The organism is Streptomyces sp. CB01580 (assembly GCF_001905795.1).
Classification (GTDB): Bacteria; Actinomycetota; Actinomycetes; order Streptomycetales; family Streptomycetaceae; genus Streptomyces.
Map to the genome: position 1 here is coordinate 1 of NZ_LIXJ01000050.1, position 18,488 is coordinate 18,488.

At 69.5% G+C, this 18,488-nt stretch carries 18 protein-coding genes and 2 pseudogenes; 11 read left to right on the forward strand and 9 right to left on the reverse strand.

All coding sequences use genetic code 11. The features are described from left to right. The first annotated feature begins 277 nt into the window (after positions 1-277). Positions 278-1,209 (forward strand): annotated as a pseudogene (locus tag AMK22_RS35925) (NADP-dependent oxidoreductase). Between the two features lie 319 nt (positions 1,210-1,528). On the opposite strand, the gene AMK22_RS42555 reads toward AMK22_RS35925, so the two are convergent. The 5 genes from AMK22_RS42555 to AMK22_RS35950 all read right to left on the reverse strand — a co-directional run bounded on the left by AMK22_RS42555 (position 1,529) and on the right by AMK22_RS35950 (position 4,942). Then, a complete protein-coding gene (locus AMK22_RS42555; protein ID WP_079186586.1) occupies positions 1,529-1,693 on the reverse strand; it encodes an NAD(P)-binding protein in 165 nt (54 codons plus the stop codon). 278 nt (positions 1,694-1,971) lie between these two features. Continuing rightward, the gene (locus AMK22_RS35935) at positions 1,972-2,949 is read right to left on the reverse strand and encodes a quinone oxidoreductase family protein (RefSeq protein WP_073791853.1); all 978 of its coding nucleotides are present in this window, start codon (positions 2,947-2,949) and stop codon (positions 1,972-1,974) included. A gap of 48 nt (positions 2,950-2,997) precedes the next feature. Further along, a complete protein-coding gene (locus AMK22_RS35940) occupies positions 2,998-3,504 on the reverse strand; it encodes a carboxymuconolactone decarboxylase family protein (RefSeq protein WP_199883419.1) in 507 nt (168 codons plus the stop codon). 23 nt (positions 3,505-3,527) lie between these two features. Beyond that, on the reverse strand, positions 3,528-4,061 hold the full coding sequence (locus AMK22_RS35945) for a carboxymuconolactone decarboxylase family protein (protein WP_073791855.1): 534 nt from the start codon (positions 4,059-4,061) through the stop codon (positions 3,528-3,530). Between the two features lie 2 nt (positions 4,062-4,063). Beyond that, positions 4,064-4,942, reverse strand: coding sequence for a dioxygenase family protein (locus AMK22_RS35950; protein ID WP_073791856.1), 879 nt, complete (start codon positions 4,940-4,942; stop codon positions 4,064-4,066). Between the two features lie 407 nt (positions 4,943-5,349). Between AMK22_RS35950 and AMK22_RS35955 the strand changes: the two genes are divergently transcribed. The 4 genes from AMK22_RS35955 to AMK22_RS35970 all read left to right on the forward strand — a co-directional run bounded on the left by AMK22_RS35955 (position 5,350) and on the right by AMK22_RS35970 (position 7,736). Further along, entirely contained in the window at positions 5,350-6,087 is a 738-nt protein-coding gene (locus AMK22_RS35955) for a beta-phosphoglucomutase family hydrolase (protein ID WP_073791857.1), read from the forward strand. Between the two features lie 331 nt (positions 6,088-6,418). Continuing rightward, entirely contained in the window at positions 6,419-6,691 is a 273-nt protein-coding gene (locus AMK22_RS39815; RefSeq protein WP_158072128.1) for a hypothetical protein, read from the forward strand. Between the two features lie 162 nt (positions 6,692-6,853). Continuing rightward, entirely contained in the window at positions 6,854-7,375 is a 522-nt protein-coding gene (locus AMK22_RS35965) for a DUF4240 domain-containing protein (RefSeq protein WP_073791858.1), read from the forward strand. A 169-nt stretch (positions 7,376-7,544) separates the two neighbouring features. Beyond that, on the forward strand, positions 7,545-7,736 hold the full coding sequence (locus AMK22_RS35970; RefSeq protein ID WP_073791859.1) for a hypothetical protein: 192 nt from the start codon (positions 7,545-7,547) through the stop codon (positions 7,734-7,736). A gap of 323 nt (positions 7,737-8,059) precedes the next feature. On the opposite strand, the gene AMK22_RS35975 is transcribed toward AMK22_RS35970, so the two are convergent. Further along, positions 8,060-8,818, reverse strand: a complete 759-nt coding sequence (locus AMK22_RS35975) for a GntR family transcriptional regulator (RefSeq protein ID WP_073791860.1) — start codon at positions 8,816-8,818, stop codon at positions 8,060-8,062. 216 nt (positions 8,819-9,034) lie between these two features. Between AMK22_RS35975 and AMK22_RS35980 the strand changes: the two genes are divergently transcribed. The 6 genes from AMK22_RS35980 to AMK22_RS36005 all read left to right on the forward strand — a co-directional run bounded on the left by AMK22_RS35980 (position 9,035) and on the right by AMK22_RS36005 (position 15,750). Then, positions 9,035-10,192 carry an ABC transporter substrate-binding protein gene (locus tag AMK22_RS35980; RefSeq protein WP_073791861.1) on the forward strand — a complete coding sequence of 386 codons (1,158 nt, stop codon included), beginning with the start codon at positions 9,035-9,037 and terminating at the stop codon, positions 10,190-10,192. Then, positions 10,189-11,115: an ABC transporter permease gene (locus AMK22_RS35985; protein ID WP_073791862.1), complete on the forward strand. Its 927-nt coding sequence runs from the start codon at positions 10,189-10,191 to the stop codon at positions 11,113-11,115. The genes AMK22_RS35980 and AMK22_RS35985 overlap by 4 nt, the downstream gene beginning before the upstream one ends. Beyond that, a complete protein-coding gene (locus tag AMK22_RS35990) occupies positions 11,103-11,930 on the forward strand; it encodes an ABC transporter permease (RefSeq protein ID WP_073791863.1) in 828 nt (275 codons plus the stop codon). The genes AMK22_RS35985 and AMK22_RS35990 overlap by 13 nt, the downstream gene beginning before the upstream one ends. Continuing rightward, the gene (locus tag AMK22_RS35995; protein ID WP_242434306.1) at positions 11,927-13,057 is read left to right on the forward strand and encodes an ABC transporter ATP-binding protein; all 1,131 of its coding nucleotides are present in this window, start codon (positions 11,927-11,929) and stop codon (positions 13,055-13,057) included. The genes AMK22_RS35990 and AMK22_RS35995 overlap by 4 nt, the downstream gene beginning before the upstream one ends. A gap of 112 nt (positions 13,058-13,169) precedes the next feature. Further along, positions 13,170-13,859, forward strand: a complete 690-nt coding sequence (locus tag AMK22_RS36000; protein ID WP_242434307.1) for an HAD family hydrolase — start codon at positions 13,170-13,172, stop codon at positions 13,857-13,859. Between the two features lie 4 nt (positions 13,860-13,863). Then, positions 13,864-15,750 (forward strand): phosphocholine-specific phospholipase C, encoded by a 1,887-nt coding sequence (locus AMK22_RS36005; protein WP_079186587.1) that lies wholly within the window; start codon positions 13,864-13,866, stop codon positions 15,748-15,750. 568 nt (positions 15,751-16,318) lie between these two features. Here AMK22_RS36005 and AMK22_RS36015 read toward each other — a convergent pair. From AMK22_RS36015 to AMK22_RS42560, 3 genes and pseudogenes are all read right to left on the reverse strand, one after another. Beyond that, a complete protein-coding gene (locus AMK22_RS36015; protein ID WP_073791866.1) occupies positions 16,319-16,660 on the reverse strand; it encodes a GNAT family N-acetyltransferase in 342 nt (113 codons plus the stop codon). A 156-nt stretch (positions 16,661-16,816) separates the two neighbouring features. After that, entirely contained in the window at positions 16,817-17,800 is a 984-nt protein-coding gene (locus tag AMK22_RS36020; RefSeq protein WP_073791867.1) for an SDR family NAD(P)-dependent oxidoreductase, read from the reverse strand. Between the two features lie 263 nt (positions 17,801-18,063). Then, a pseudogene (locus AMK22_RS42560) lies at positions 18,064-18,282 on the reverse strand (Mu transposase domain-containing protein); the annotation flags it as partial. Between the last annotated feature and the right edge of the window lie 206 nt (positions 18,283-18,488).

Consider the following 18,488-nt stretch of genomic DNA (forward strand, 5'->3'; position numbering starts at 1 on the left):
CGGCCTTCGCGACTAGTGCTGTGGCCGGAAAGGATTGCCGGGAAGCTCGCGGCGTCCGGTGCGGTGCATCGCAAGGCGGAGGATCGCCCGCGTACTGGACGTACTCGGGTGACGCGACAATGCGGCGAGGCGCCGTGCCGGACGCCGCGAGCCGGTGAAACTTTCCGGTCGCAGCACTAGCCGTGTCCGAGCTGTCACACCCGGAGGGGTTACCTCATCTCCGTGATGAGACCGCAGACCGGGGCAGACGGACAGAGCGGACGGGTAAGGACCTGTCGTGCGAGCCATCACTGTTCGGGCCCGGGACGCCGGTATCGCCGGACTGTCCCTGACGGACGACATGCCCTGCCTCCACGCGGCCGAGAACGACGTCATCGTGCGCGTGCACGCTGCGGGCTTCACTCCTGGAGAGCTGGAATGGCCCGGCACGTGGACCGACCGCGCGGGCCGTGACCGGACGCCGAGCGTACCCGGGCACGACCTGTCGGGAACCGTCGTCGAGCTGGGATACGGCACCACGGGCCTGAGTGTCGGCCCGCGGGTGTTCGGCCTGACCGACTGGACCCGCAACGGCACACTCGCCGAGTTCGCCGCGGTGGAGACCCGCAACCTCGCTCCGCTGCCGGCGGACATCGACCACACCATGGCCGCCGCGGTGCCGGTCTCCGGCCTGACCGCATGGCAGGGCCTCTTCGACCACGGCCGCCTCACCACAGGACAGACCGTCCTGATCCACGGCGCCGTCGGCAGCGTCGGCTCGATCGCGGTGCAACTCGCCCACGAGGTCGGTGCACGAGTCATCGGCACCGGCCGCGCCTGCGCCCGCGACAGGGCGCTCGCGCTCGGCGTGGACGCCTTCCTCGATCTGGAGTCCGAGAAACTGGAGCGCGCCGGCGAGGTCGATGTCGTGTTCGACGTGATCGGCGGAGATACGCTCGGCCGCCCTGGTGCGCACCGGCGGCATCCTCGTCACCATCGCCATGCCGCCCAAGGTCCAGCCCCAGCGCGGGCGGGCCGTCTTCTTCGTCGTCGAACCCGACCGCGCGGCTCGCCGAACTCGCCTCACGGCTGAGGGACAAACGGCTCAAGCCGCTCGTCGGCGCCGTACGGCCGCTCGCCGAAGCACCTGCAGCGTTTCTCCCCGGCAAGCACACGCCCGGCAAGACGATCATCCGAGTCGCCGAAGGCCGAACAGGAGACCCGTCGTGATCGGATCGCGGATCGCCAACGGCCTCCCGGCAGCCGCCACGCCGACTACAACCACGACCTGCACAGCCCCGGCCCGGACCGTCCGCACCACGGCACCGACCGTCGAGCAGCCGGACGCCCATCACGTCCTCACGGAGAACACCAGTCTGACGGAACGGACCAAGCTCCCTGTCGTCTTCGCCCCCGCTCCCCCCGGCAGCGTGGCCAGCCCCGTCCCGTCCTCGATGGCCTGGTCGGCTCCCTGCCGTCCGCATGGCAGATCTCGATCCCGGTGAAGCGCGCCCCGACCCGGGTGACCTTGTCGTGGAGTCCGATCCGCTCAAGTACCCGCAGGCTGTTGGGCGCGAGCATAAAAACCGCCCCGACCTCGCCCAGGGTGAGCCTGTTCATACACATCCGCATGGATGCGCTCGGCCCGCAGCGCCACCGCAGCAGTCGAACCGCCGATACCACCGCCGACGATCACCACGCGCACTCCCGCCATCGGAACCCCTTTCCAGCTTCACCAAGGCATCCGGACCCCTACGAGCACATGCTCAGCGACTGCAGCGCGGCGATTCGCAATTGAGCCGGAGGCAGCGTGCCGCCCACCACAGGACCTGCGTCGCTGGGCAGGTGATCGATGTCCAAGACGGATCGCGGTGCCCTCGACGATCGGGGGGCCACCCGCCGCGGCCCAGGAGAAGCGGTGGAAGGCGGCTGAGCGGTTCGCTCGTGGTGAGAAGACCGAGGCCGCCGCGGTGATCGGGACCCTCTTCCCTCTCAGGGTTGGATGACGATCCGGCCGCGCATCTTCTTCTCCGCCACTGCACGGTAGGCGTCCGGGCCGTGGTCGAGGTCGAAGGTCTGCGCGATGGGAAGCGGTCTGAACTGGCCGCGCCGGAAGTGGGGGGTGATCCGCTCGAGGAGCTCGGCGGAGGCCGTGGCGTCCAGTTTGCGGCTGTCGGCGCCCAGCATCCGCAGTTCGCGGTGGTAGAAGTCGCGGAGGTCGATCTCGGCGGTCGGGGTGTCGATGGCACTGATGACGACCAGGCGACCGCGGTGGGCGAGGGAGGCGACCGCGGACGGCGTGGTGACGCCACCTACGGCGTCGTAGACGACATCGACGCCCCGGCCGCCGGTGATGCGCCGGATCTCGGCGGGTACATCGGTGTGGACGTCGAAGGGCACGAACTCGTCGATGACCTCGGCCGCCGGGGTGCCGGCCGCCGGGGCGTGGGGGGAGACTCCCACGATGCGCTGGGCACCGATGGCATGGGCGATCTGTGCGACGGCTGTGCCCACACCTCCTGAGACGCCGAAGACGGCGATGGTCTCGCCCGCAGCGAGTTCGGCGGTCTCGATCGCACCGAGCCAGCCGACCACGAAGTTCACGCCGACCGTCGCCGCCTCGGCGAAGTCCAGGGTTGTGGGTTTGCGGGCCAGGGCGCCGACGGGCAGGGCGATGCGTTCTGCGTGCGAGCCGTCGAGGCTGGAGCCGATGTCGCCCCCGGTGCCCCATACCTCGGCACCGACCCAGTCGTCGGGCCCTTCCGTGACGACGCCCGCGAAGTCACGGCCGGGAATGCGAGGGAGGGTGACGCCCTCCAGGCGGCCCGAGACGGCCATCACGTCCGAGGGGTTGATCGAGGCGGCCTTGACGGCAACGACCGCCATGCCCTCACCGGCGACCGGGTCCGCGGCCTCACCGACGCACAACACCTCGGGTCCGCCGAATCGCTCGAAGCGTAGCGCGCGCATGTTTGCCGTCCTATCCGTGCATGTCCGTGCATGAAAGAGGTGTGCCGGTCAGTGGGGCGGGGTGAAGCGTGTACCGGTGTCGACGTCCACGTCGAGCGCGTTGATCATCAAGGCCAGCCCGCTCCACCGACTGGTGATCATCAGCACTTCCAGCAGTTGTTCATCGCCGAGCGCCTCGCGCAGGCGGTCCAGCGTGGCGGGTGCCAGCGACTTGCTGGTGATCAGCTCGGTGGTCATCTCCAGCACGGCCAGCTCAGTCGGGCTGAACCCGCCCTCGGCGAGCCGGCCGTCAGCGGCCAGGGCGTCGCGTTGCCGAGGTCCGACACCGCAGTCTTCGGCCAGCTGCGTGTGCTGCGCGATCTCGTAGGGACACCGCATCAGGTGCCCGATGCCCAAGATGACCAACTCACGCAGACGCGCGGGCACAACGGTGCTCGTCAGCGCGGCGCGGCCGGCGAGCATCCATCCGGCGAAGGGTTCGCCCGCGTGCGCCAGCGCTCGGTAGACATTCAGATTCCCACGCTCGGCGACCAGGTCGCGGACCTGGTCGGACATGCTGGTGCAGTACGGGATCCGGGTCACGAGGAGGGCTCCGGTCGGGCGTCGTGATCGACGTCGGGATCGACTGCGTTCAACACGAGCGCGAGTCCGTAGTACAGGCTGACCAGGAGCAGCAGTTCGCTCAGCTCCGGCTCGTCGAGCACGGTGCGGGTGGCCGCGAAGGTCTTCTCGGTCACGGTGCCGGTCGTGCACAGCTCGCTGACGAAGTCCAGCACGGTGCTCTCCGGATCGGTGAAACCGGACACCGGTCCCTCGGCGCTCAGCGCGCTGATCTCCACGGCGCTGATCCCGGCCCTCGGACCCGCGTAGGTGTGCTGAGCGATCTGGTAGGTACAGCGCTGGAGATGGGCGATCCGCAAGACCACCAGCTCGCGGAGTCTCGGGCCGAATGTGCGGCTGTCGAGTTGGGCGTCGACCATCGCACTCCAGCCGTCGAACACCTTCGGAGCGCCCGCGAGAAGACGGAAGGCGTTCAGCTCGCCGCGCCGACGCATGAAGTCACGGGCGGCAGGACCGACTGACTCGACGGGGGTCAGCGGGATGCGGGACATCTTCAGCACTCCTTACGGGCCAGCACGAACGTCCGCTCCACCGTCTGGAACGACTCGTCCATGGGGGTGCCGTCCGGAGCGCTTTCCCCGGCATCGTGCTGGACGAAGTCCACGACCAGCGACTGCCTGACCCCGAAGACCGCGTCCCGCTCCACATAGGGGTCGTCACCGCGGACCAGCATGGTGATCAGAGGCTCGAAGCCCTCGGCATGCAACCAGAAGTGCAGGTGCTCCGGGCGCATCGGCGACCGGTTCGCGGCACGCAGGATCTCCCCGCACGGCCCGTCATCCGGGACCGGGTAATACCGCGGGGCCACCGTCCGGTACCAGAACCGCCCCTCGTCGTCCGTGGTCAGCAAGGCACGCATGGCCGGCTGACCATGCAGCTTGTCCTGCATCTGCACGTCATAGGAGCCCTCCCCGTCGCTGTGCCAGGTGTCCACTTCGGCACCGACCACGGCGGTGCCGTCCGGGCCCACCACCCGGCCGTTGAAGAACAACGGAGTCCCCGCGACCTCACCGGAGATGTCCGATCCGTTCTCCGCCGTCGGCCGACCCTCGACGTAGAAGGGGCCCAGCAGCGTCGAATCCGTCACCGATCCACCACCCGGATGGTGGATCAGGTCCACCAGGACACTCAGGCCGAGAATGTCGGACAGCAGGACGAACTCCTGCCGGGTCGGAGTACAGGTCTTGCCCACGCGCTCGAGGAGATCCATCGCCTTGAACCACTCATCACCCGTCAGCCGCACCTCCCGCGTGAATTCGTGCAGGTGCTGCACCAGGCGGGTGAACAACTCCTTGACGCGTTCGTCCTCCGCGCCTTCGAACGTCTTCTGCACCACCTCGGTGATCGAGGCCGCCGTCAGATCGATGGACAACGCATCTCTCCCGTCGTTCAAGGCCCACCCCGCACCGGACCATCCGGCGCAGCCTGCGGATCTCGCCTACCGACCCGACGAGACAACTACCGCGATCCATCCGACAGCGATCGTGGACTCCGCCAACTGGCGTACTGCCGCTGCACGCGCCGGTCCCCGACGACCTCACGGCCCTCACGGCCCTTGCGGTCGTCGCCGAGGAGGCACTGCACACCCTCGCTCGCCGGCGCACCGACAATCCGCAGATGTCCCGCTGCCTCCGACCAGCCGCAGCCATGGCGTGACGTGGTGGCCCCGCGGGCGGACAACCACCTTCGCCGCCTCACCCGGTCCGTCTGAGGGTTCGAGCGGCGAAACGTGACACTCACCCCCGCTCCGCAGGGCGTTCTTCGGGAAAGGTGGCTCCCATGACAGAGCTCGGTCTTCCCGACGCCATCCATGCCTGCCTCTTCGACCTCGACGGGGTCATCACCAAGACCGCCGCCGTCCACGCGGCCGCGTGGAAGCAGACGTTCGACGCCTTCCTGCGCCAGCGGGACGGGGACTCCTACCGGCCCTTCGACGACGCCGACTACGACGAGTACGTCAACGGGCGCCCCCGCGCCGACGGCGTGCGCACTTTCCTCGAGTCCCGTGACATCCACCTGCCCGAGGGCGACCCCGGCGACCCGCCCGACAGGCAGACCGTCAACGGTCTCGGCAACCGCAAGAACCAACTTCTCCTGGAACTGATCCGCACGCGCGGCGTCGAGGCCTACGACGGCACGATCCGCTTCATCGAGGCCGTGCGCGCCGCAGGCCTCCGTACGGCTGTCGTCTCCTCCAGTGCCAACTGCCGCGACGTCCTGTGGTCGATCGGCGCGGAGCACCTCTTCGACGTCCGCATCGACGGAATCGTCGCCGCCGAGCGGCATCTGCCGGGCAAGCCGCGCCCGGACACCTTCCTCGCCGCTGCCCATGACCTGGGCGTCGAACCGAAGGCCGCCGCCGTCTTCGAGGACGCACTGGCGGGCATGGACGCCGGGCACTCGGGACACTTCGGGTACATCGTCGGCGTGGACCGCGTAGGCCAGGCGGACGCGCTGCGCGCCCACGGCGCCGACGTGGTCGTACGGGACCTCGCGGAACTGGGGGAACGCTCGTGAACGTCCGCCGCAGGGGCGGGCGGCCGCGGCCGTACTGCGTCCCGCTGCCGCGGGGACCGGGGCCTTGCCCGCACATCCCATTCCGGTGCGGACCACGGGGAGCCTGGTTCGTCCGTGGGAACGGATACTGCCGTTCCGAATCAGGCGCGCGGCATCGGACGCGCTCAGCGGCCGGATTCTCGTCCGGGCTGCGGGCCGGGCCGCTCGAGTCGGCGCGCCTGCTGGTCCTCCTCGCGCACCGGGTGCGGTCCGTCGGTTTCGTCCCCTGATCGGCGTAGCCGTTCATGGTGGCACGGGCCCGGTCGGCCGCCGCGGTGAAGGCGTTCGGGAGGTGATGCAGCCACTCGGCGGTGAGGTCGAGAGCTTCCACGTCCGCGCGGGACTCTTTCAGGGCACATGGCGCCGTCAGGTCGATCGCGGACCGCGGCCCGGCCTCCGGCTCCTGGTCGTCGTGCTCGGGGTCGGCGCCCAGGAGCGGGAGCAGTTGCTCGGGCATCGCGGCCCGCTGGTGCGCGACGATGTCGTACGCCGGGCCCCCGCGGCGGCGATGATGGTGCACAACTGTTCGCGAACCACTGCGGCGGCAAGGACGGCACGGTCGTAACGCGGTGGGACACGGGGCAACTCCCACTCCCCCGGTCCCTGGTCCGGGCGCTGGTGTGCAGCCGGTGCAACCGGGTTGGCCGAGGGCTGCCGGGTCGGATCCGGGACGGTGGAAGCAACTCCTGCAGACTGAGCGGCCTTGGACCCATGCAAGGATCGGACCATGGATGAAGCACGGTTCTGGGCCCTCATCGCATCGTTCGACTGGGAACGGGCCGGTGATGACGACGCGGTGCTCGCTCCTGCTTCGCGGGTGCTTCAGGAACTGCCACCCCAGGAGGTCGTCGCGTTCGAGGACCTCCTGGCCACCAAGCTCTACGCACTGGATACGCGAGAGCACGCTCGTTGGTGCTACCAGGGAGAGGCGGATCCGGACAATGGAGACGATTACATCTCCGCTGACGACTTCCTGTACGCGCGTTGTGTCGTGGTAGCGAACGGAAGGGACTTCTACGAGGGGGTACTCGCGGATCCCTCGCGTTTCCCGACCGGAATGGAATTCGAGTCTCTCCTGTACCTCGCCAGCAATGCGTACGAGGCCCGGACCGGAGATCCGCACGACCAGCTCACGAGCGTGTCCTGGGAGAGTTTCAGCAACACCGACGGATGGCAGCCCACCCGGAGTACGACGGGGGGACGCTACACCGGACCTGAGATGCCGCCATTGAACCGCCGGCCTGCATAGGGCCGCTTTCCCAGGTCGTGTTCGGCGGGCGCGGCTGCCCTTCATGCCCACGAGCCGGGGGTGGTTCGCGAGACCGGCGTCGGGCGTCAGGTATCGCAGGTGTCGAGCATCTGCGGGAGGGCGTCGACCTCGGCAGGGTTGGCGGTGAGCTAGCGCCGAGCCGGTCGAGATGACCCTGTACTACCGGGCCGAGGCCCACGAGGATCTCAGCCAGAACGACGCCGACCGCGCCGGCATGCAGCAGGTCGTCGGCACGCGCGGGCGCCTTGCTTCCCAAGCCTGCCTCATAGGCGGCTTCCCCACCGTCCTGGCCGCCGCCTACCGACCTGGCAGCGCAGGCCCCCGCGAACACGGCGAGTAACCCTGTTCAGCCTGACGTGGAACCCGCGTGCCCTGGACTCCGCCTCAGGCGGTGGCTCCCCTTACTGGTGACGTGTTGTCGAGCGCTTGCGTATCACGCTGCTCCTGTGCTCTTGCCACCGGCCGGCCGGGGCAGGGGAAGTTGCATATTCCCGCAAGGATGTTGGACTACGGCGGGGCGGGGAAGCTTGCCGCCGAAGGTGCTGTCGTCGGTGACGGACGGGGGAAGACTGTTCTGGAGGCCGAGCGGGACTCCTTCACCACCGTACGGGTGCGCTTCCCCTCCTCGGTCGCGACGCCCAAGCCGCTCGGCGGCGCGATCAGTCAGCCTCGTCGGCGCAACAGAGCAGTTGACGCTACGGAATTGTGCACCGTGAAGGCAATCGTGCCCGGCAGAAAGCGGTCGTCAGACCACAGCAACGGTCTGCCCGACTGGTCCGTGGCCCGCCGCCGCTCTCGCATCAGCGGTGCGTCCGGGGTGCAGCCCAGCAGGCGCGCGTCGTCGGCCTCGGCGTGGACGAGGTCGATGGTGTGTTCCGTGTCCGCGAACACCACTCCCTCCTCCGCCAGCAGCTCGGTGTGTGAAATCGCATGGGGCTCAAGGCGGGCGATCATGGCGCCGACGTGCTCGGGATAGAGGGTTCGCTCGATCATGATCGGGACACGCGACAGCGTCCGCAGCCGCAGCACCCGGTAGATCTGCGACCCGGGGGCGAGGCTGAGCTGCTCGCACTCCAACGGGTTGGCCGGACAACTCTTGATGTCGATCGTACGGCCGCCCGGTTCCTCTCCGAGCGAGCGCGCCCAGCGGGTGAAGCTCAGCAGCTCGAAGAAACTCTGGGTACGTGCGGTGCCGAGCACGACCCGCCGCGTGCCGCGTCGGGATGTGACCAGGCCGTTGGCGCGCAGCACCGCCAGCGCTTGACGGACGGTACCGCGTGACACGCCGTACTGCTGGGCGAGTTTTTCCTCGCTCGGCAGCCGGCCGTCCGAGCCGAAGGTGCCGGCAGCGATGGCCTCACGCAAGCTGGCCGCCAACCGTCGATACCGGGCTTCGGTGGTGCCGCCCCCCGCGACTGCCATGCCGTTCTCCTTCCCTCAGCTACTGGTCGACGCTCCGGCTCGACTCTATCCGTTTCCCGGGCCCGGCCCACTGGCCGGACGCTCTCGTCGCGCGATCCGCGCTCTCTTCCGGAGAAGCTCCCCGGCGCGCACATCAGCGTTCATCTCCCGTACACAGTCTCCCGAGGTAATGGGCCAAGTTGTACAGCCAACTCCACTTCTTTCCGGGAGAACCCTGTGAGACTGCACCGCGCTCGCTCCGCAGGCCTTGCCTGCTCCGTCGTCGTGGCCGCGCTTGGACTCAGTGCATGCGGCTTGACCAGCACAGATGAGTCCAGCGGCAGCGGTGGCAAGGCCGCGACCGCCACTTCGGCAGAGCACTTCGGCGGCATGGACGCCCTTGTCGCTGCCGCGAAGAAGGAAGGCAAGTTGAACGCCATCGCCCTACCCCGTGACTGGGCGAACTACGGCGAGATCATCGACGCCTTCGAGAAGAAGTACGGAATCAAGGTCGAGGTCGAGAACCCCGACGCCTCCAGCCAGGACGAGATCAACGCGGTGACCTCCCGCAAGGGCCAGGACCGGTCTCCGGACGTCATCGACGTGGGCAGTGCCTTCGCCACCAGCGCGGCCGGGCAGAACCTGTTGGCGCCGTACCGGGTCAGCGCGTTCGACCAGATCCCGAAGGCGCAGAAGGACGCCGGGGCTCACTGGTACAACGACTTCGGCGGCTATGTCTCCATCGGATGTGACGCGGCCCGCGTCAAGAAGTGTCCGAAGACGTTCTCCGAGCTGTTGGATCCGCAGTACAAGGGTCAGATCGCGCTGACGGGCAACCCGACGAAGTCCAGCTCGGCCTTCGGCGCCGTGTACGCCTCGGCACTCGCCGACAAGGGTTCCTTCGACGACATCGAGCCCGGCCTGGACTTCTTCGCCCGCCTCAAGAAGGCCGGCAACTTCAACCCTGTCGAGTCGAGCCCTGCGACCATCCAGAAGGGCGAGACGCCGATCAGCATCACCTGGGACTACCTCAACGCCGGGTACGCGGACGACCTCCGCCCCAAGGGCGTCGACTGGAAGGTGAGCGTCCCGTCCGACGGCGTGTACGCCGAGTACTATTCGCAGGCGATCGTGAAGTGGGCACCGCACCCCGCCGCGGCCCGCCTGTGGCAGGAGTTCCTGTACAGCCCCGAGGGCCAGAACCTGTGGCTCAAGGGCCACGCCCGGCCGGTGCTGATGCCCGAGATGGAGAAGTCCGGGACTCTCGACGCGGGCTTCGCCGCCGAACTGCCGCAGGCACCTGGCAAGGGCACGGTCACCTTCCCCACCGAGGATCAGATCAGCAAGGCCAAGCAGGCCGTCGTACAGGGCTGGTCCCGGGCGGTCGCCGGATGAGCGCCGTCCAGACGGCCGAGGGCCGCAGCCGGACCCGCTCCTTCGGCAGCAGGGCCGGACTCGGGTCCGCCCGGCGGCTCATTCCGCACTCGGCGGGGTGGCTCGGTGCCGTGCCGCTGCTCGTCTTCACCGTCGTGGTGTTCGGTCTGGTTCTCGGGACGATGGTCTTCGGCGCCTTCACGACACCGGAGTCCGCGCCGGGAGGAGCCCGCCTCACCGGCGCGAACATGAGCTCCTCGCTCCAAGGCCCCTACCTGACCGCGTTGCTCGGCAGCGTCAAGCTCTCCGCCGTCTCCGCGTTGATCGCCACCGTCGTCGGCCTGCCGATCGCGCACGTGGTCGTGACCTCGCGATTCCGCGCCCTGCGCGAGGCGGTCCTGGCCGGGTCGGGCGTACTGGCCAACTTCGGCGGTGTGCCGCTCGCGTTCGCGTTCGTGGCCACGCTCGGCAACGCCGGCGTCCTGACCAGCCGATTCAACCTGCTCAGCCATGGCTGGAGCTTGTACGGCTTCTGGGGTCTGACCCTGGTCTATCTCTACTTCCTGGTGCCGCTCATGGTGCTCACGCTCACCCCGGCTCTGGAGGGGCTGCGACGGCAGTGGCGGGAAGCCGCCCGCAACAACGGCGCGAACGCCTTCCAGTACTGGACGCACGTCGCGCTGCCGGTCCTCATGCCATCGCTGCTCGGCGGCTATGTGCTGCTGTTCGGCACCGCGTTCAGCGCCTACGCGACCGCCGCGGCGATGGTCGGCAGCTCAGTACCGCTGGTCACCATGCAGATCGCGGACGCGTTGTCCGGGAACGTCCTGGTCGGCCAGGGCAACATCGCGCTCGCGCTCGGTGTCGACATGGTGGTGGTCGCGGGGCTCGTCATGGCCATTCAGCTGCCGCTGCAGCGCAGGAGCGCGCGATGGCTCGCCTGAGCACGCTCCGATACGGGCGCGCCACCGTGTTGTTGTTCGCCGGTGCGTACTTCCTCGTCCCGCTCGCGTGCGCCGTCGCCTTCAGCATCGGCGCCGGAGTCCCGGGCCAGGACATCGGCTTCGAGGCGTACACCGGCATCCTCGGCGCCGGCGGCTTCACCGACAGCCTGGCTCTGACCCTGAAGCTGGCCGCCGCCACCATCGTCCTCGTTCTGGGTCTGCTCGTGCCCGCCCTGGTCACGGTCCGGCTGGCCGCACCACGCCTGCGCACACTCGTCGAGATCGTGTGTCTGCTGCCGCTGGTCGTACCTGCCGTTGCTCTCGTCGCGGGATTCAGCGCGGTGTTGCGCTGGGGGTCGGACCACTTCGTCGGCACGCCGCTCTTCCAGGCCCTGGTCGCACTCCAGAATCCGCAGTTCCCCCTCGTCCTGGTTCTTGCGTACACACTGATGGCGCTGCCGCTGGCGTATCGCACGCTCGACACCGGGCTTGCAGCCATCGACCTGCGGGTGCTCGTCGAGGCCGCCCGGGCCTGCGGGGCGCCCTGGCCCCGCACCCTCCTGCATGTCGTTCTGCCCAACCTGCGCGGGGCGCTGCTCAACACGGCGTTCCTGACCCTGGCGCTGGTGCTCGGTGAGTACACCGTCGCGGCGATCCTCGGCTACCAGCCCTTCGCCGTGTGGATCCTCGCCATCAGCGGGTCGCAGGCCCAGATGTCGGTGGCCGTGTCGGTGACGGGCCTGCTCGTCACCTGGGTGCTGCTGATGATCATCGCCACAGCCGGACGCGCTCGCCGTCCCAAGGAGACCTCATGACCGACCTGATGACCGATCCCGAAACCATCAGCCGGACGCGGCCCGGCGCCACCATCGAGTTCCGCGGGCTGCATCGTTCCTTCGGCGCCACGACGGCGCTGGACGGTCTGGACCTGACGGTCGAGCCGGGCGAGCTCGTGGCGCTGCTCGGCCCGTCCGGTTGCGGCAAGACCACCGCACTGCGGACCCTGGCCGGATTCGAGCGGCCCGACTCGGGCAAGGTGCTCGTGGACGGCGAGGACATCACGGGTGTCCCCGCGCACCGCCGCGACGCGGGCATGGTGTTCCAGTCCTACAGCCTCTTCCCCCACCTGACCGCCCTCGACAATGTCGCCTTCGGGCTGCGGATGAGCGGCATCGGCAGAGCCACGCGACGGGCTCGCGCCGCCGAACTCCTTGATCTGGTCGGGCTGCCGCAGCACGCCGACCGCCTTCCGCATCAGCTCTCCGGAGGCCAGCAGCAGCGGATCGCCCTGGCGCGAGCTCTGGCACTGCGCCCACGCGTACTGCTGCTCGACGAGCCGCTGTCGGCACTCGACGCACAGGTGCGCCTGACGCTCCGTGAGGAGATCCGCCGCCTCCAGCAGAAACTGGGCATCACCACTCTTTTCGTGACACACGATCAGGAGGAGGCCCTCTCCATGGCCGACCGGGTCGCGGTCATGTGTGCCGGGAAGCTGGAGCAGTGCGCGCCTCCGGCGGAACTGTACGAACGTCCCGCGACCGCGTTCGTCGCCGAATTCGTGGGCGTGATGAGCCGGATCCCGGCCCGGGCCGGAACGGTCGACGGGACCGTGGACGTGTTCGGCCGCACGCTACCGGTCGTCGGGGCACTGCCCGGCGCCGCGGATGTCACCGGCGGTACGGGTGAAGTCGATGTCCTGGTACGGCCGGAGGCCGTCGACGTCACCGCGGACGGGAAGGGCACGTCCCGGATCCTGGGAGCGGCGTTCCTGGGCGCGACGACGCGGCTGACCGTGCGGCCGGCCAAGGGCGGCGAGGTGATGGCCGATGTGCCGACCCACGCCGCGACCACGCTCCCGGTCGGTGCGGCGGTGACGCTGACGCTGCCGGACCGCCCCGTGCTCGTGGACCGCCGCCGGGGAGGCGTCGGCGATGGGGGCTGACGGCTCCCGTCGACGCTCGACCTGTCGGCCCGGATCCTCCCGCCCGAGGCCCGGCGGCCGAAGCGGCGAGCCCGCGCATCCGCCCATTCACCACGTACCGGAGAGACTCACCTTGAACCATCGCATCGCCGCCCGTACCCTTCCCGCCGCTGTCCTGTTCGACATGGACGGCACCCTCGTCGACACCGAACGGCTGTGGTGGGCCGCAGCGGAACAGGTCGCCGACAGGATCGGGCGACCGCTGACCGACGCGGACCTGCCGCATGTGCTGGGCCTCCCGGCCGCCCGCACCGCCGCTCACCTGCACCGCACCGGTGGCCCCGCGACCCCCGACCTCGACGCGCTCACCGCCGAGCTGGATGCGGCTTTCGCCGCCCGTGTCGCCCGCGAGGTCGTCCCGCGCCCGGGCGTACAGCGTCTGCTGAACGAACTGGCCGCGGCCGGCGTGCCCGCGGCGATCGTCTCCGCTTCGCCGCGCCATGTCGTCGACCTCGTACGCAAGGCCCTGGGCGAGGACCGGTTCGCTCTGACCCTCGCGGTCGAGGACACCGTCCGCACGAAGCCGATGCCCGACCCGTACCTCGCCGCGGCCGCCGCCCTGGGCGTCGAGCCGCACGCGTGCGTAGTGGTCGAGGACACGCCCACAGGTGTCGCCTCGGCCGAGGCCGCCGGGTGCCCGGTGCTGGCCGTGCCCTCCACCGTGCCGATCCCGGCCGCGGCCAACCGGACCGTCCTCGACTCCCTGGAGCGTGCCGACCTGGCCCTGCTCGCCTTCCTCCTCACGTCATCGGAAAGGAACTGACGCCATGGACGACGTCCACCACGTTGTGATCCTGATGCAGGAGAATCGCAGTTTCGACCACTACTTCGGCGCGCTGAACGGCGTGCGTGGCTTCGACGACCGCCAGGCGCTGACGTTCCCGAACGGCGACAGCGTCTTCCGCCAGCCCGCCCTGGCTCGGCCCGACGGAGGGTTTCTGGCGCCGTACCGGATGGACTCCACCAAGTTCGACGCTCAGAACGCGGACGGCCTGCCGCACGACTGGGAGAGTGGTCACGAGGCCATCAACAACGGCGCGATGAACCGCTGGACGTCCGCCAAGGGCGAGCAGAGCATGGGGTACCTCACCCGCGAGGACATCCCGTACCAGTACGCGCTGGCCGACGCCTTCACGCTGTGCGACGCGTACTTCTGCTCGCTGGCCGGGCCCACCAGCCCCAATCGCCTCTACTTGTGGACCGGCACGGTCGGCCCGGGCCGCGACGGCACGACCGGCCCGTGGATCGACAACACACCGCTGCCCGAAAGCCCGGTCTGCGACTGGACCACGTACGCGGAGCGCCTGTCGGCCGCCGACATCACCTGGCGCGTCTACCACACGCCCGGTATGGACGAGCGCCACGGCAACTACGAGGACAACGCCCTCGAGTACTTCAGCCAGTTCCACGCCTTCGACAAGGGCGACCCGCGCTACATCGACGCAATGACGAAATGGGATCTGTCGGCGTTCGACGCGCACTGCAAGGACGGCACCTTGCCGACGGTGTCCTGGCTGGTTTCGCCCTACCTGTTCTGCGAGCATCCGACCGCCAGTCCCGCCTACGGAGCGCATTGGGTGAACACCGCTCTCCAATCGCTGCTCTCGAACCCGGAGGTGTGGCGGCACACGGTGTTCCTCGTGATGTACGACGAGAACGACGGCTACTTCGACCACGTGGTGCCGCCGTTCCCGCCTGCGGGAACCCCTGACGAGTTCGTGGACGGGCAGCCGATCGGGCTGGGCAACCGTGTCCCGCTGTGGGTGATATCGCCATGGTCGCGCGGTGGGTGGGTCAACTCGCAGGTCTTCGACCACACCTCCGTGCTGCGCTTCCTGGAGCTCGTCACCGGCGTGCGGGAGCCCAACATCTCGCAGTGGCGCAGAGCCGTGTGCGGTGACCTCACGAGCTGCTTCGACTTCGCCCGTCCCGACTTCTCGATCCCGGTGCTGCCGGACACGCGCGCACTTGTGGAGCGAGCCGATGCGGCGTCGCAGCTGCCGCCCATGGAGCCGCCGGCGCCCGGCGCGCAGGTCATGCCCACCCAGGAGCCGGGTGGTGCGCGCCCGCGCCGACCTCTGCCGTACCGCCCCTGGGCCGATGTCGCCGTGGACCGCGCCACAGGCAAGGTCGTCTGCACTCTTGCCAACGAGGGCACTGCGGCCTTCCCCTTCACCGTGTTCCCGAACATCGCGCGGCCCTTCGCCGGAACGCCGTTCACCGTCGCGCCGAGCGGCACTGCCACCTACGTGTGGGACGCGGTCCGTGCCGGCGGACGCTACGACTTCACGGTTCACGGCGCCGACGGCTTCGTCTGCCGCTTCGCGGGGACGGTGGCAGAGGCCGGCCGGACCGACGCCGCTGTTCCTCGGGTGACGGCGGTCCTGGGGACCAGCGAGCACAAGGCGTGGGTCGAGTTGCTGCTGGGCAACGACGGAGGGACCACCGTACGTTTTACACTCACCCCGAACGACTTCGGCGGCACAGCGCGCACCCAGCTGGTCGGCCCGCACGAGCGCATCGGCTTGAGCTGGCCTGCGAACGGCGGGCGGTACGACTTCACCATCACCACCGACGGTGGCACGGACTTCGCCCGGCGATATGCGGGGACGGTGCACTCCCCGCCGAGCGCGAGCGTGGCCGCCGCCCCATGAGCCGTTGGGCCCGGCAGGCAGCTGCCCCTGTCCGCTCTTCGGCACCCGGCGGCGGGCGGCGCGCCGGACGCGACAGACGGTCCGGTGGACGCCGTACGCGCGGCGGCCTTCGGTCGGCCGTGTGCGGGCTCGGGCCGGGGAGCGTACGCGTTCAGCACGATGCTCGTGCTCGGTGAGGACATGGTGCCTCACGCACTGACATGACATGCGTGAGGCCGTGACCGGTGGCGGGGGGCCGCCCGGCCACCGGTCACGGCCTCGTGGGGCGTGGCATGCCAGTTACGGGCCGAGATGCCCGGTCCGTCCGGTGCGGGCTGCTCGGGGGGCCGCGTCGAGGGGCCACGAACGCCGCCTCGTTCCAGGGAGCGGCTCGGCTCACGCCTGCCGCCCCTCGTTCGTGGCCCGGGCCCGACGGCGCGGTCACCGACTCGATGGTGAGGGAGATCCCCAGCAGCACACGGCCGAGCCCCCAGGCGCGGACCACCCACACCGTTCCCTGGATCGGCTCCGATGGCCGACGCGGCCGGAGCACGGCCCGCCATCCCAACCACACAGCCGCGCTGCCGGACTACTGCCCTTCGGCCGACGGAGCCAGTGCCTTGCTCAGCGCCCGGTTGATCCGGGGGTCGCGGCCAGGGACGCAGGGAGCGATCAGGGCGTATCCACAGTGGGTGTAGAGCGTGAGCGCGGCGAGGTTGCCGGCTCCGGTCTCCAGGATCGCTTCGCTCATCCCGTGCCGGCGGGCGTCGTGTTCCAGAGCTTCCAGGAGTTGTCGCCCGAGGCCGTGGCTGCGGGCGGCGGGGGTGACGTACATGCGTTTGATCTCGGCGGTGGTGGGTCCGACGGTGCCGTGCTCTCGCCAAACGGAGCGGAGTCCCGCCCGCGCAGACGCAACAGCCGGCGATGTCACCCCCGGGACAGGTCCTCCAGGACAGGGCGCGGTCCTCGCCCCGGCCCCTCCGGTCGACCGCCTCGACCATCGCCCATGCGGCAGGGCCCAGTGCGTTCGACTGCCGAGCGCACCGCACCCGGTGCACGCAGCGCCGCGTCCGCCAACTCGAACAGCTCATCGCCGCGTCCGGTCAGACACGCGTACAGCTCGTCGGAAGCCGAGGTGCGGATCGGTGCCGACCAGCTCACTGCTGGCCGCCCAGAGGCGAGCGGCGGCGGCCGGGTCGGTCATATGAGAGGGGACGGGCTCACGCCGTGGTGCGCCACGCAGCCCGAAGACCCTCGGCCCCCAGAGCTGTCCTCCCTGCACCTCCGAGTCGAGGACGGCACGGACAACGGGCCATGCCCCGGCGTCCTTGCCCTGCACCAGGAGTCCGGCGGGCAGAGCGCGCAGCCGTTGGCCGGGGGTTGTCACGCGTACCGGCGGGCGGGACGGGGTGAGGGAGTCCAGTGCGCCGCCGGGGTGGGCCACCACGCTGAGCACCGTGCTGCCGACTGCGCGCAGGCGGCGATCGAGTTCGAAGCCGAAGCACATCTGCGCCAGCTTCGATCGGCCGTAAGTGCGCTTGGGCCGATAGTCCTGGGCCGACTGCAGATCGCCCAGGTCCAGTCGCTCGGACCGTGCCGCGAAGCTTCCCACCGTCACGATGCGGCCTGCCGGGGCCGCGGACAGCAGTGGGGCCAGCCACTGGGTGAGCGCGAAGTGGCCGAGGTGGTTCGTGCCGAACATCAGCTCGTGGCCGTCCTCGGTCTCTCGACGCGGCGGGTCGTCGAGCGCGACCCCCGCGTTGTAGACCACCGCGTCGAGACGCTCGAGGTCCAGCCTGCCCACGGCGGTCTTCAGGGATGACAGGTCGGCGAGGTCCAGTTGAAGGTGTCGCACGTGCGCGCCGAACACGCGCGAGCGGATCGAGGCCATGGCGGCCTCGGCCTTCGCGGTATCCCGGCTGCCGAGTACGACGACGGCGCCGGTTGCGGCGAGCTGCTCCGCGGCGAAATAGCCGATCCCGGCGTTGCCTCCGGTGACCAGGACGATCCTGCCCTCGGCAGACGGCAGCCGGTGAACGTCCCACGGTCGGCTCTGGGATGCGGAAGACACGATGACAGGCTCCTTGCGCTCGGGGCGGCGTGCTCATGAAAAGCACCAACCCGCCCAAGGTCGCAGCCTCCACCGACACACCGCCGACAGCTCACATTCACCGCCGACAGGCATCCGATACCCCTCCGGAGAACTACAGAGAGCAAAGGGTCCTCTTTGCCAGGCCCGGCGCGGGACCGAGCGCGAGCGCGGCCGAGCGAAGCACTCGGTGGCCAACTCGGGTGCTCAGCCACAGTCGGGCAGCAGTGCAGGACGAGCCGCACCCGCCTGCCGATCGAATGGGTCGGGACCGAGTATCGGTTCGTACGGACGGCAATCCGGCCGTAGCGGTCAACACGCGGCGTGAACGGCCGGCCCGTCTCGAACGGCTCCTCCGGCAGCGGCATCAACAGCGGCTGTTCGACGGCGAAGTACTCGTCGACGGTCCGAGGCCGCGAACCGATCCTCCGGTGCCCGTCGTGCAGATCCCACTGGTCGACCATCTCGTTCAGCTCGGCGAGCGAGTCGACTTCCGGGAATGGCGTGAAGTGGTTGCGGCGGAAGCAGCCGATCGTCCCTTCGACGCCGCCCTTCTCGTGAGCCCCCTCGATCCCCGGACGGCAGTAGAAGCTCTCGATGTTGAACCCACGGGGGTTTGTCCATGTTCCCGTGGGTTCCCGGGGGCCCTGGGAACCCACGGGAACATGGA